Here is a 14,646-nt window from a genome sequence, read left to right on the forward strand (position 1 = left end):
TGTCGAATAGAGAATTGGATAAACTACAGCAGTTAAAAGTCAAAAATCTGATTTTATCCACTCAAAACTTTAAGGCTACAGTAATTTTGGGAAATTCTTTCACATCTAAAGTTTGTACATTATTGGTAAAATTATTTTGCCAAATTTGTCGAATAGAGAATTGGATAAACTACAGCAGTTAAAAGTCAAAAATCTGATTTTCTCCACTCAAAACTTTCAGACTACAGTAATTTTGGGAAATTATTTGACATCTAAAGTTTGGTATTAATTTTTCTGTATGGCAAAATCCAGGTATTATCTAACTACAAAAAAAGTTGCAGTATTTTTTGAAACTGGTACGAAGAGAACTGGATATCACTTTCTTCCTTCTTCCTTCTTCCTTCTTTATTCCTCCTTCTTGCTTTTTCTTTATTGAATTTCACTAATAATATTTTCCAGATTTTGGGTGATATATTCTCCCTCAAAAAATTCTTCTTGTAAATTTGATAAACTTTCTTCTAAACGCTTAATTGCTAGATTTAAACCTCTAGTATTAGTAAATAATCTCGATCTGAGTCGGTTCATAACTAAATCCAGAATAGAATAATGTTTTTTACTATTCTCAGAAGTTTCCAGAGGATAAAGTTTCAACAAACGAATTCCTGACAAATCTTGATTTTTAATCAATCCCACCAACTCTTCATCCACTTGACGAACAAACTGTTCAATCGCATATTTCATCACCACAGGTTGAAGACTAAAATAAATTTGACGCTGTTTCTGACTTTTTTCAATCAGCGAACGTCGTCCTAGGGAACCAACCGTTTCTAATAATTCAGATGCCGAAAGAGGTAATAAAATTTTTTCTTGCAATTGAGATAAATTGATAGGTTTTTGTTCAAGAGCTAACCAATACATCAAGTCTTTCTCAGCTAAAGATAATCGTTGAAAAGGTTGATCCAATAAAGAGCGAACATCTCCCATTAAAAGCGTATTTTTAATAAAGTCTCCAACCTGACCTGCATATAATTCTTGAACCATTGCCGAGATAATCTTCACCGCTAAAGGATTACAACCATAGCGTTCAATCAGACTCACCCAATCTTGACTCACAACAAATCCTCGTTCTGCCAAAATTTTTTGGGATATTTCTTCAGAACCGACCACCTGTAATGAGCGAACTTTTTGCCCTTCCAATTGACCTAAATCTTTCAACTTCTCAGAACTTGTCAAAATCAAACAACTTTGATGTGGCTCTTCAGCAATTCGTTGAATGAATTTTCCATAGTCTGTAAAACCATCAGCATAGTAACCTGCTAAATCCTGACAACTTAAAATAACCTCCACATCATCAAGAACCAACAAACAACGATTACTTCGTAAAATCTCCATCAGTTGAGAAATTCCAGTTTCAATTTCCCCGAAGTTGCTCAACGGTTGAGGGGATAAAAATTGGATAAAATCGGACAAAATAGAACCAAGTGACATACCCTGACGTAGCGATCGCCAAATCACAAAATCAAATTTACCTGCATTTTGTTTGGCAAATTTCACCGCCAGGGTAGTTTTTCCCATTCCACCCATCCCTAATAGAGCAACTAACCGACAACGATCAGTTAAAATCCATTGACTTAACTGAGACAATTCTTCAGTCCGCCCATAAAATGTTTCCACATCTGGTGCAGCATTCCAATCTTGACGAGAAATCAAGCTAGAAGTTCTAGGTTCGGCAGTCTGAGGTAAAAATTCTTCAGATTGACTTTGCTCTTGATACAGAGCTACCAATAATTGTTGTAACTTAGCCATTTTTCCTGGTCCTTTACCTGAAATTTGAAACTTACGATAAGTTTCACCCAGTCGTTTACGAACCGTTTCTGGCTTAAGTTTTAGTTGCGTCGCAATTGTGGCGATCGACTCTCCTTGCAGTAAAGCCTTAGATAAGACTTCAAGTTCTGTATCTGAGACACCATAGCCACTTGCAACTTGTTTAAGAAAATTTTGAGGAATCAAGGTCATTTCAGTTGTCAGTTAGCCTCCTGCCTCTTTCAGAGGAGCTGCCTCCTGCGGAGGAGCTGCGCTAACGCTAACGTTAATAGTACCTCCTGTAATAGGGAGGCTTGAAATACGGAATATTCTTTTTTTTATCCCCTTAAAAGAGGAGGCTTGAGACCCAAATTTTTCGGTCATACTTTGCATCCCAAAATAGAAATTCTCTTAATATTATACATCAATTCGGGGAATAAGTGAGATTTTTTAGTAAAATAGCCACAAATAGAAACTTATGTGATTTATGGACAACCTCTCAACTATAGCGCTACGCACAATTCGGAAGTCAAAAGTAATCTCTGACTAAGTTTTAGCTTCTTGGTGCGCGTTCTCTTCCGCTATGGGACAGTGCGGGGTCGCATCCCCATTGAGCAATGTCCACCCCCTAAATACTTAATTCTATAAATAGAGGTTGCTGAATAAATTGCTGAATCTTTATTTATCCGAGATTTAAGTTCTGTAAAATCAGAAAAAAGTGCTAAATGTAGGACAAAATCTAGCTAAAAAAACAAGAATTTTTGCTAGTCAGGTGAGGGAAAAATGCAGAAAAATTAACAGTCAAAAAAAGTATGAGAAGCTTTGCTAGCCTTAGACCCGAATTTCTCCAAAACAGAGCGAGAGCTAAATACGGAAGTCTGGCAAAAGCAGAGTTTTAGAGGGTTGAAATGCCTACTCCTGAAAACAACAGTGTGTTAATCTTTCACGATTCAAAATCATCATTGATTAGAGCTTTGTCAAAATTATCAATCAATCACATTTGGAAGGTCTGAGATTGAAAAAACTTTTGTAGACATATTTCTACAGTCCGATCAAACACCTTCATAAAAGATAATTTTAGACTTAGATGTAACCGATTACCCAGTTTATATAAATCAAAAAGGAGTATTTTTTAATGAATATTATACTGGAGTATATTATGCACCATTATACATTTTTTATGGTCATCATTTATTAGCAGTAAAACTCCGTTATTCTAATGTATACCTGGTAGAATGAGCATTTAATGAATTACAAAGAATTATCAGATTAATTAGACACTCGTTGGCAGGAGACTAACATCATAGTTAGAGGTAATAGTGCTTATACTCGTGAATAAATTATCAATTATTGCTCACATCAACACCTTGTGGATTATGTAATAGCTATGGCAACTAATAGTCAACTAAAGTTAAGAGCTTCACTTCTAATTGAGAAGGCTATCAACTATTATGAACAAAAACTTGAGCATGAGATTGTTTCCTTCCAGGAGTTCCAGTCCCTGCGGATTTTACAGTTAGTGTTTATCCGGAAATAATATTAGTCCAATATCTATGTTGTACAGATGCTTCTTTATCAAAGAGTCTGTCTCCTATCAACAACTACAATTAGAAATGTTGTGATAATTATCAACTATGAATAATGTAGAAAAAGATAATTATATAAAATTTATAAAAAATCAAATCAGGATTACTAAGTAGAGTAAGCTAAAAAAAAGACGTTGCATATTTAGCCATCAAACGCCTTAAATTAGTCAGATAACTGAGGAGTTTTGAGCTAATTTACAATTTGATTATAACGTAAACAATTTACTACACTCTACTTAGATGATTGCAGAAATTATATGTGTTGGAACAGAACTACTATTAGGGGATATCCTAAATAGTAATGCTCAATTTTTAGCCCAAGAACTAGCAAGATTAGGAATAGTCCATTACTATCAAAATGTAGTGGGGGATAATCCAGAAAGAATAAAACAGGTCTTAGCCATCGCCTCCCAACGCTCCCAAATATTAATTTTCACAGGAGGTTTGGGCCCGACCCCAGATGATTTAACGGTGGCCACTATCGCAGACTTTTTTAATACCCCACTTATAGAAAGACCCGAAATAATAGAAGATATTACCAAAAAATTTGCCCATCGGGGTCGCCCCATGACTGCCAGTAACCGAAAACAAGCTTTAATTCCCCAAGGTGCAAATATTTTACCTAATCCTATAGGTAGCGCTCCTGGAATTATTTGGCAGTCAGTAGCAAATGTAACAATCATGACTTTTCCTGGAGTTCCCACTGAAATGAAAATGATGTGGCAAGAAACTGCTGTACCTTATTTCCAGAATCAGGGTTGGTGTGGAGAAACTATCTATAGTCACACGTTGAAATTTTGGGGTATTGCGGAGTCAGCTTTGGCAGAAAAAGTAGCCCCATTACTAGAAATGAAAAATCCTACAGTTGCTCCATACGCTAATTTTGGAGAAGTAAAATTACGAATTTCTGCCCGTGCTGAGTCTCAAGAATCAGCAGATAAATTAATTGTTCCTGTAGAACAACAAATACGAAATATTGCTGGAATTGATTGTTATGGGATTAATTATGACTCTCTGGCTTCAGTAGTAGGAAAATTATTGTTAGATCAGGGCGAAACTTTAGCTGTAGCAGAATCTTGTACGGGTGGAAACTTGGGTAGTATGTTGACTTCTACTCCAGGTAGTTCACAATATTTTCATGGTGGAGTTATAGCTTATGAAAATCAAGTAAAAATTACTTTGCTAGATGTTAATCAGGAAGATTTAATTTTTGAAGGTGCTGTGAGTCATACAGTAGCAAAGCAAATGGCAAGTGGAGTAGTCAAGAAGCTAGGAACTAACTGGGGAATTAGTATTACTGGTATTGCTGGACCTGGAGGAGGAACTGAAACTAAACCTGTGGGTTTAGTTTATATTGGCATAGCGAGATTTAAAGATGAAGTAGAAAGTTTTGAATACCGCTTCAGTCCTTTGCGCAATCGTGATTGGATTAGAAGAGTAAGTGCTTGTACAGCTCTTGACCTGTTGAGAAGAAAGTTATATTGGTCTAATGAAAGACAACAATATGAGAAAACTTGATTATAATTAATATTAAGGTCTGGGCTTTAGTCCATACTTTCATAAAATTAGCTTATCATTGCTAAATGGCCATTTAAACCAACAGCAAAGAAAGTGTTAATATAAAGGTAAAGATAAACAAAAAAAAGCCATGATTACTATTTATTCTGGCTAAATTGTTAGAATCTTCCAATAAATTTGTATGAAAAGGGAAGCGGCAGATCCCGCCCCGCTTACCCCTCACTATAAAAATAAAAAAAATACCTATGGTGAGAGTACCCAGCGGGAAGGCGATATTAATGGATTACATTGAAAAGGTACTAGAAAAATTAAAGGAATGGACTCGCAAGTTAGTTGAGGCTTTATTAGGTCCACAGGCAGAACCAGAACCAGAACCTATTCCCATTCCAGTAAACGACCGCTCCCGTCGTTGATAACTTTATCATTCAACTTTTACATTATTTGTTTAGCATTTTAGTTTTACATGGGCCGAATTTGAATCTCCTGGGTCTGCGGGAACCAGGAATATATGGCTCTGAAACTTTGGATAATATAAATCGACTGTTACAGCAAGAGGCGGAAACTCTTGGAGTAAAAATCTCTGTATTACAGTCTAACCATGAAGGTGTCTTGGTGGATGCAATTCACTCAGCTAGTAGTGAGCAACACCAAGGCATAGTTATTAATGCGGGAGCATATACTCATACCAGTGTGGCCATTAGGGATGCTATTTCTGGGGTAAATATTCCCACAGTAGAAGTTCATCTAAGTAATATTTATCGTCGAGAAGAATTTCGACATCATTCTTTTATTGCACCAGTAACTATTGGTCAAATTACTGGCTTTGGTTCAGAAAGCTATGTATTGGGGTTAAAAGCAATGATTAATTATCTTCAAAAAAGTGTTAGTTAAATAATTACCCAAATTATAATATATAGCTAAAAATTTTATGGTACAAATTATCTAAATTATAAGTTATGTCATAATTTGAATCCCTAATCAAGCATTTATTTCCTAAATACTCAAAGATGAACATTATGGAAAATTATTGTTTCCTCTGGAAATTTACTTAGGGAATAAAAGATATAGTGTTTTTCATGTTGATGAGTTAGAGTAAGCAGACCTGAGTATGAGCCTAATTAAGGAAACAAAAAAGTAGATGGCAGATTTATAAGTTTGCTATATTATAACCATTATTTGACATAATCTCTGGTTGAAAGGCACGGAGATTATTCTGCACCCAGAATTCCTGGTTGACTAAGTCCACTTAAATTAAATACCTGGCAAGATCTAAGTCTGTGAGATTATTCTCACCCTAAAGATTTGCTTATTATCTAAAATACTGCATTACATCTTGACTCCTGTAGAGGAACTGCGCTTTTCATTTCGTGCAGCGAAACCCTAACAGGAGTATATGGACTTATGCCTTAAGGTAAAGTTCAAATCCTAAATTTGCTGTATCTTAATGTAGGTGTGCTTGGAAGTTATTATATGAACAAGTATTGCTGCATAACACTACACAACTATAGTTTTTAAAATGCTAAGGCTTCTAACCCATAGGTAAGTTTTTATAGCCTTTGAATACCTTTCTTGTTATTTCAGTAAGAAACAAAGTCTCCGTAAAAGAGGGAGCCTTTAAAACCAATTTATTGTGAAAAACTATAATTATTAATAATATCCTTTGTAATAATTTATAAATAAATTAATATGTAGTTAAATTTTCCTGGTAAGAATTAAATTATTTTGAATGTAGAATGTTTTCTGGTAGTGGTAAATTTTAATGATTTTGACAATATTAGAGTGAGCATTGCAGCTCCAATTGATCATTACCATATAGGACTACATATTTTTTTACTGAGTAGTAATATCAATATATCATATTTTTAGATAGTATCAGAAAATCAAATAATAAAGACTAGATAAAGTATAGAATAAATGAAAAAATAATGCAGTATTCTCTCTTAAGTAAATTTCAAGGCGCTTTGCTAGGAGCAGCTTTAGGAAGTTATGTAGGTTCTAACTTTGAGCATCATATAGAAAAAAATAGGGAAAATTATAAATTATTTATTAATAAGCATAAATTTTACCTATCAAAGTTAGAGAAAAACTACTTACAAAAATGGGGAGAAATTACAGTTAATTGTGCAAAAAGCTTAATTATAAAACAGGAATTTAATGAAGATGATTGGCAGAAAGTTTATAGAGAATGGCAAAATAAGTGGAACAATAAAAAAAATTATACTTACGAGCCAAACAAAATAAAAGATTCTCCAATAGAATTAGAAAAATTAGTAGAGATAGTTAATAATAATCAGCCTAATTTTAACTACATAAATAATGATATTTTGAATCCGACAGCCAGTAAAGGCATTATTACTAGCTTGCCAGTTTCCTTGATATACCATGAAGATGAATTTAAACTGCAACAAAAATTGCATCAATGGGGAAAAGTTTGGGAAAATTACTTAGAAATAAACCTCGGCAACTTAGTAGTTGGATATATAATAGCCCAAACTTTGACAGAGAGATTAGACCCCTTGACCATCATACCGAAAATTATCGACTATATTGGAGAAAAAGAACCATTAGTAGGGCAACTTAGACAAGTAGAAAAATTGATTAACCAGGGAGCAAATTTAGATGCAGCAATAAATCATTTGTCAAAAAATGTTAAATCTCTTGAGAAACAGCAAATATTTTGCGAGGGTCAACAAAGAACCTTATCTTCTGCTTTTTTCATACCTATTTCTTTGGCCTTATACTGCTTTCTCAGTACCCCAGAAAATTTGGGTTTAGCAGTATTACGTTCTGCAAGAACAGGATGGGCAACTCAGACCTGTACTATAGTAGGTACTTTATCAGGAGCTTATAACAGTAGTGCTGGAGTTCCTGTGGAATGGCGACAAAAAATGGGGTTTGAACTTTTGGGCATGAAGGATGAAATGCAGATTATGAAGTTGGCAAAAAGCCTTTGGGCAGTTTGGTCTGGAGTTTATGAACCAAACAATGTCACACAAAATATAGTGCCAGCAGTTGCTGCAAGCAATGTGATTCGTCCTCGCCCTCACCCAGCTAGTGGATCTTGAAAACTCTATGATGTTTAGACATCAAGAAATATGTATCTGACACGTTTAATTGGGAAATTATTGAAACCCCAGAAAAAACAACAAACATCCCGTTGGTCAACTCTGGCAACTTCGCCAATGTTGGTAGTGCTTGCAATAACATCTCTAACAGCTACCATGGGTAAAGGTTATTACAGGGAACCAGAATTAAGAGAAGGAATTATTTCCCCTAAAACCATCAAGGCTCCAGATAGTGCTACAGTTATTGATGTAAAAGAGACTGACCAGAAGCGTAAATCAGCTATACGTGGGGATATCACTGTGTTTATGATTAATGAATCAGTGAATCAAAGTGTGGACAAAGAATTAAAAGCAATACTGGTACTGGGTAATCAAGCTAGAGAAATAGTTGCTAATTTTCCTTTTATAAACACAGGCATATTATCAACAACTAGTCAAGCACACCTACGTCAAGTTTCCGAAGAAAAGTGGCAGGCTATTCAAAAAATAATCGAGGAGGAGTTGCAAGAAAGACCTCCTGGACCTGAGTCAGACACAACGACTTCTACTAAATTAACTCAAGATTCAGAAAAAGTTACACCTAAAAACAATAATGTAACAATTCCAACTTCAAGAGAGGAGAAATTGTCTGGTAGAACATCAATACCAAATGAAAATCAAAACAATAGTCCCATAGTCATTAGTAGTAGAGATCAAAAAGCAATTTCAGAACTACTAGCTTATCGCAAGAAGAGTTTATATGAAAATTACTCTAGAGTTTTAGATGATGTATCGCAAGCTCGCAGTTTGTACGAAAATGCAACGAAAATTGTGACTCAAGAGCAAGAAAATGAAGTATACGATCCTACTTTACTGCAATTGTCTGATGGTGCTTGGGAAAAAACTAAGATAGGTATTGAAAGAGTAAAAGATCGGATCTTGGCTCAAGGAATATCGCCAAATTTCCCCAAACAGGAATGGGTTAAGGCTCTAAGTGTGCAAGTGGCAGGTGTAGTGCCAGTAGAAACTGAAGATTTAGCAATCGAAATTTTGAAGAAGGTTTTGAAGGCTAATTTAGTACAAGATCCAGAAGGAACTAAGAAATTAATAGAGCAGGCAGCACAAGATATTAAACCTGTGGAATACAAAGTCCGAAAGGATGAAATTATTGTGAAAACAGGAGAAAAAATTGACCGTAAGGCATTTATTCTCTTAGAGAAGTTTAATCTTAGTGGCCGTAGAGTGAATTGGCCCAGCTTGGTGGTATTTGTATGCATTGTGAGTGGTGCTGTAGGTATAGTATTTATAGTAGAAAGGCAATTTAAACCCTGTTTTAGGCGCAGAGATAATATACTTCTATTATTGTTGAGTTTGAGTGCTCCTTTAATGGTGGCGTTGAGAGTTCCTTGGAGTAGTAGTTTGCCCGCAATTGGTTTGTTGGTGGGAAACTTCTACGGTTCAACTATGGGAGTAACATTGGTGGGGTTGATATCTGTGGTACTGCCTATTGGTATGGATGTTGACAAAATAGATTGGTTTGCTAGTGCTGCTGGTGGTATTGTTGGTAGTTTGGTAGCAGAAAAAATGCGATCGCGTGAGGAACAAGCACTTTTAGGTGTAGGGGTGGGGTTAACTCAAGGTACGGTGTATTTGTTGACAAATTTGATTGTTCGTGCTACTCCTGGATTATTATGGTATGCGATTATGGGTCCGGTAGGTTTGCAAGCACTAGCAGGTCTGGTTTGGAGTATTGTTGCTTTGGGTGTGAGTCCATATTTGGAGCATTTATTTGATTTGATTACTCCGATCCGTTTGTCTGAATTGGCTAATCCTAATCGCCCTCTCCTGAAGCGTTTGGCATCTGAAGCACCTGGTACTTTTCAGCATACTCTGTTTGTGGCTAGTTTGGCGGAAGCGGCGGCACGAGAAATTGGTTGCAATGTAGAATTGGTGAGAACGGGTACTTTGTATCATGATATTGGAAAAATGCACGACCCATTAGGTTTTATTGAAAATCAAATGGGTGGGCCGAATAAACATGATGAAATTAACGATCCATGGGTGAGTGTAGAAATTATCAGAAAGCACGTTACTGAAGGATTGGTGATGGCTCGTAGGCATCGATTACCGAAGGCTATTAGGGCGTTTATTCCCGAACATCAGGGTACAATGTTAATCGCTTTTTTCTATTACCAAGCCAAGCAAAGAGCTGAGAAGGAAGCAAAGGTGATTAAGGAAGAGCTTTTTCGCTATGCAGGACCTATTCCACAGTCACGGGAAACAGCTATTGTGATGTTGGCAGATTCTTGTGAAGCAGCGTTGCGATCGCTTAAGGATGCTACTCATAAGGATGCGCTACAGATGGTGAAGAAAATTTTGCGGGCACGTTGGCAGGATAATCAATTGGTTGATTCTGGTTTGACGAGGGGAGAGATGTCGAGTATTGCAGAAATTTTTGTACAGGTATGGGAACAGTATAATCACAAACGTATTGCTTATCCTAAAGCGGCAATGAATCCAAATCAGGTAAAAACTGCAAAATCTAGTTGTTAGTAAATGTTAGATGTTAGACGGTTAAGGAGTAGTAAAATTGGCGTTGCTGAAATGTAATGGTAAGTAGTAGCTGAAGGTCAAATTGAAAAACTTATGTTTTGCGTTGATGCTTAATCTAAAAATCATTACCACTCAGCAACGCCGTAAAATTTATTGCCATAGTAGCCTATATCTGTTGTCAGCTATAGCATTACGCAAATAGGTGTTTGACATTTATAAATGCTCAAACTCATTCAGAGATTACTTTTGACTTTTTATATCAAATCCGATTAATTCGGTATAAAAAAATGTTCTATCTTCGCGTCATTGCCAAATACTTACAAGATTACCCAATCTCCCCATCTTTCCACACTCTCCAAATTCCCCTCCTGGGAGGGATTAGGGGTGGGTCTCCACATATGATATCTAATATCAAATTCATGCATAGATAGTTACAGTAAAATGATCGCAAAACTGTTAGTAATTTTGCAGCCGATGTAGGGGGGAGAAATCAAATTATCCCTTGATAAAAAAACAATTTTTTATCATTTAAGAACTATTTTTGGTCAATTATGGAACACTTTTACTCTCAGACCAAATAAATAATACAGCGGATTCCAGGTTGATGAGGTACAGTGACACTAAATTTTTGGTAGTCCTGCTCGCGTAATGGTAAAATATAAATTAAAGTTTAATTTTCTAGCTATGCACTGTCCTAAATGCCAATCTACTAAAATTATCAAATATGGACATACAAGGAAATAGGGTAAAAATAACAGTGCGTGGCACAGCTAACCTACACCAATGTAGATATGAGTAAGTCCAAGTCCAAGTCTAAGTCTAAGTCCAAGTCCAAGTCCAAGTCTAAGTACCTCCTCAGTAACTGGTCTGAGTACGATGCTTCCCTAAAACAGAGAGGAAGTCTGACATTTTGGCTTAGTGATGAAGTAATAGAGCAGTGGGTAAATCAACAAAGGACATAGATAGGGGAGCATCTAATACTTATAGTGATGTAGCTATTGAACTAATAGTCACTTTAAGTAGTTTGTATGGACTAGCGTATGGGACAAACAGAAGGATTTGTGGAATCTATATTTGATTTGATGGAACTAGACTTACCTGTACCAGACCATAGCACTGTATCTCGTAGGCTCAGAAAATTAAATATTGTGATACCAGTGATGCCAAGGACAGAAGGAATGCACTTGGTAGTAGATTCTACGGGGGTTAAAGTATATGGAGATGTCTAATGGAAAACAAGGATTCATGGTGTAGGCAAACGCAGAACATGGCGCAAACTACACCTAGGAGTGAATCAGGCCACCGGAGAGATTGTTACAGCGGTGGTAACAACTAATGATTTGAGTGACGACCAAGTATTTGATGATCTATTAGATGGAGTAGAAGGAGAGATTACCCAAGTATCAGGTGATGGAGCTTATGATCGGCGTAAGTGTTATGAAAAAGCTAGCCAGTTAGGGGCAAAAACAACAATTCCACCACGAAAAAATGCAGTGATTTGGCAGCATGGCAACTGCCAAGGTACTCCCCATCCTAGAGATGAAAACCTGAGACGCATTCGTATTTGTGGGCGAAAGAAATGGAAGCGTGAAAGTGGTTACCATCGACGTTCCCTATCTGAAACTACTATGTTTAGGCTCAAAGTGATATTTGGAGGGAAGTTGCGACGACGAAAATTTGACAATCAAGCAGTAGAGTTGTTCATACAATGTGCCATACTGAACCACATGATTCAAACAGGTAAACCCAAAAGCTACAAAATTGAAATCTAGTTAACTTCCACTAAGGGAGTTGTCGCGTTGGCGGAGCCTAGCGGCAGCTATATCGCCACTTTCATGCAACAAAGCCATTATTAACTATTAATTATTCGGTAATCTAGCTTTGGATAGGTTTGGCAAAATAGAATAGAAGATTAGTCAGAGTTAGAGTTCAATAAACTATGCAATGTCTGGAGTGTTTTTCCTTTGACCTACAACTGCCACAATGTATAACTGTTTAATCGGATTTAATATCATACCATTTCGACAAAATATCATTATGCTAATAGTATAAATTTTTGACTTTGATTAACTTAATTTTTTATTGTAATATATATTTTAAAATGGAGATTAAATTAAAACTATAGTGCTAGAGTATAAATGACTATTATTGGAACTAGAGAAGCAGCTTTTTTATTGGGTATCTGTTGTCAACGAGTCAGAGTGTTACTTGCTCAAGGTAGAATAAAAGGAGCATACAAACACAAAGGATTTTGGCAAATTCCTCTTTATGGCAAAATGCCCGTTGTTATCCCTGGTACTAGAGGTCCGAAAGGTGTATGGTGCCATTATAAACGAAAGCTCCCAACAAAGATTCATGTCAATCAACATCTTATTAAAGCAAATGGTAAAAGAATTAAGGAAGATCCTGAGATGACTCCCGACCAGTTGATACCAGTAATTACTTTGAAGCAGACAAATTGTAATGATATGGGTTATCAAATGGAAATTCATGGTCCTTGTCGTATCGTTTACAAGCCTTATGAACCTTTATCTTGTGGGGCACATTTGTGGATTGAGACCTACAAGCCAGTGCAGTTTGTGGATACTCAGTTTAATCCTTGTACCGCAAGGCGAGCCTATGAATATGTTGAACAAATGTGGTTAAAGTCTAAGGTATAAAGCTAATCCTAATTCCAGCTTTGCCTACTATAGTATGAATGAATTATCAAAAATAGCTGCTTTGACTGGAGTAACTATTTTAAATTTCCCGTTAATGACTCTTGCCCAAATTATCCCGGCGTCTGATGGAACGGGAACAGTTGTCATGCCTACATCTCAAACCCCAAATTCACAAACTTTTGATATTGGGGGAGGGAGCCGTTCGGCAGATAGAGCTAATTTATTCCACAGTTTTGAACAGTTAAATTTGAATACTGGGCAAACGGTTAATTTTATTTCAACTCCAGAAACACAGAATATTTTGACAAGGGTTAGGGGAGGAAATATTTCTCAGATTGATGGGATGATTCGGGTGACTGGAAGTAATGCCAATTTATTTTTGATGAATCCTGCGGGAATAATTTTTGGTTCCAATGCTCGTTTAGATGTACCTGCTTCGTTTTTCGCCACAACATCAACTGCAATTGATATTGGAAATAGTATCAATGGTTTTCCTTCGTCTCGTTTTGATACGTTTGCTCCAAACAACTATTCAGAATTAGTCGGTTCTCCTAGTGGGTTTGTTTTCTCAGGTGCATCGGGCGCAATTATTAATCAAGGAAATTTAAGAGTTAGAGACGGACAAAATATTGGGTTAGCAGGAAATTATGTTTTGAATTTGGGAAGTCTTGATGCTACTAACGGTAATGTTCATACTGTAATAGCGCCGGAAAATGGTTGGGTTCAGATTAGGCAAAATGGAAATCTATTGAATTTAGAAGTACCAGCTCAGACTATTTTGCAAAATCCAGGTTTACCCATAGTAGCTTTGCCACAAATTCTTACGGGTGGAACTCAAGAACACGCAACAAATGTTCGGATGAGAGAAAATGGTACGATTCAGCTTACCCATTCGGAGAATGTTAATTCAGCTTTACGCCGAGGTAGAATTGCTTCTGAAACTGTAGAAACTTATAACAATAATAATGGAGTTTCTTTTGTACCTCCTGTTTCAGGGGAAATTTTATCCAGGCAGTCGGTGAGAGTTATTAATACTTCCGAATCTGTTTTATCAAAACAATCTGTTTCCTTAAACAGGTCTCAGAATCAGTTTAATAACAGGACTAATATTCCAGAAACTGAGTCTATTTCTGTAGAATTTCCAAATTCCTCTGCCAGGCAATATTCCAATAGTCGTTCCCAACAAACAAGAAATCAGAGCGAAATTTCACCATTGACAAATTCGAGCTTTGAGTCAGAATCTCCTTCATTCAGACAAAGACAACTTCCCTCTGTAGAATTTCCAAATTCTTCTGCAAGTCAATATTCCAATCGTCGTTCCCAACAAACAAAAAATCGGAGCGAAATTTCACCATTGACAAATTCGAGCTTTGAGTCGGAACCTCCTTCATTGACACAACCTCGCCCTGTAGAATTTCCAAATTCTTATGCCAGGCAATATTCCAATAGTCGTTCCCAACAAACAAAAAATCGGAGCGAAATTTCACCATTGACAAATTCGAG

At 36.4% G+C, this 14,646-nt stretch carries 9 protein-coding genes and 2 pseudogenes; 10 read left to right on the forward strand and 1 reads right to left on the reverse strand.

The genetic code is table 11. The features are described from left to right. Window positions 1-182 (forward strand): hypothetical protein (locus tag ACP6PM_RS11815; protein WP_426584815.1); only part of this gene is annotated, 182 nt, incomplete at its 5' end. Window positions 183-408: 226 nt separating this feature from the next. Here ACP6PM_RS11815 and ACP6PM_RS11820 read toward each other — a convergent pair. Next, window positions 409-1,995, reverse strand: a complete 1,587-nt coding sequence (locus ACP6PM_RS11820) for a helix-turn-helix transcriptional regulator (RefSeq protein ID WP_426584816.1) — start codon at window positions 1,993-1,995, stop codon at window positions 409-411. A gap of 798 nt (window positions 1,996-2,793) precedes the next feature. Here ACP6PM_RS11820 and ACP6PM_RS11825 point away from each other — a divergent pair. The 9 genes and pseudogenes from ACP6PM_RS11825 to ACP6PM_RS11865 all read left to right on the forward strand — a co-directional run. Next, a pseudogene (locus ACP6PM_RS11825) lies at window positions 2,794-3,250 on the forward strand (transposase); the annotation flags it as partial. A gap of 358 nt (window positions 3,251-3,608) precedes the next feature. Next, window positions 3,609-4,886 (forward strand): competence/damage-inducible protein A, encoded by a 1,278-nt coding sequence (locus tag ACP6PM_RS11830; protein ID WP_426584818.1) that lies wholly within the window; start codon window positions 3,609-3,611, stop codon window positions 4,884-4,886. Between the two features lie 278 nt (window positions 4,887-5,164). Further along, window positions 5,165-5,299 carry a hypothetical protein gene (locus tag ACP6PM_RS11835; RefSeq protein ID WP_256386479.1) on the forward strand — a complete coding sequence of 45 codons (135 nt, stop codon included), beginning with the start codon at window positions 5,165-5,167 and terminating at the stop codon, window positions 5,297-5,299. A 28-nt stretch (window positions 5,300-5,327) separates the two neighbouring features. Further along, window positions 5,328-5,777 (forward strand): type II 3-dehydroquinate dehydratase, encoded by a 450-nt coding sequence (gene aroQ / locus ACP6PM_RS11840; RefSeq protein ID WP_426584819.1) that lies wholly within the window; start codon window positions 5,328-5,330, stop codon window positions 5,775-5,777. A 1,034-nt stretch (window positions 5,778-6,811) separates the two neighbouring features. Next, window positions 6,812-7,951 carry an ADP-ribosylglycohydrolase family protein gene (locus ACP6PM_RS11845; RefSeq protein ID WP_426584820.1) on the forward strand — a complete coding sequence of 380 codons (1,140 nt, stop codon included), beginning with the start codon at window positions 6,812-6,814 and terminating at the stop codon, window positions 7,949-7,951. 30 nt (window positions 7,952-7,981) lie between these two features. After that, on the forward strand, window positions 7,982-10,483 hold the full coding sequence (locus tag ACP6PM_RS11850; RefSeq protein ID WP_426584822.1) for an HD family phosphohydrolase: 2,502 nt from the start codon (window positions 7,982-7,984) through the stop codon (window positions 10,481-10,483). A 791-nt stretch (window positions 10,484-11,274) separates the two neighbouring features. Next, window positions 11,275-12,255, forward strand: a pseudogene (locus ACP6PM_RS11855) (IS5 family transposase). A gap of 366 nt (window positions 12,256-12,621) precedes the next feature. Continuing rightward, window positions 12,622-13,143: a hypothetical protein gene (locus tag ACP6PM_RS11860; RefSeq protein ID WP_426584823.1), complete on the forward strand. Its 522-nt coding sequence runs from the start codon at window positions 12,622-12,624 to the stop codon at window positions 13,141-13,143. Window positions 13,144-13,177: 34 nt separating this feature from the next. Next, window positions 13,178-14,646 (forward strand): filamentous hemagglutinin N-terminal domain-containing protein (locus ACP6PM_RS11865; RefSeq protein ID WP_426584824.1); only part of this gene is annotated, 1,469 nt, incomplete at its 3' end.

Origin of the sequence: Dapis brunnea BLCC-M229 (assembly GCF_050015995.1) — a bacterium.
In the GTDB taxonomy this organism is placed as follows: Bacteria; Cyanobacteriota; Cyanobacteriia; order Cyanobacteriales; family Microcoleaceae; genus Trichodesmium.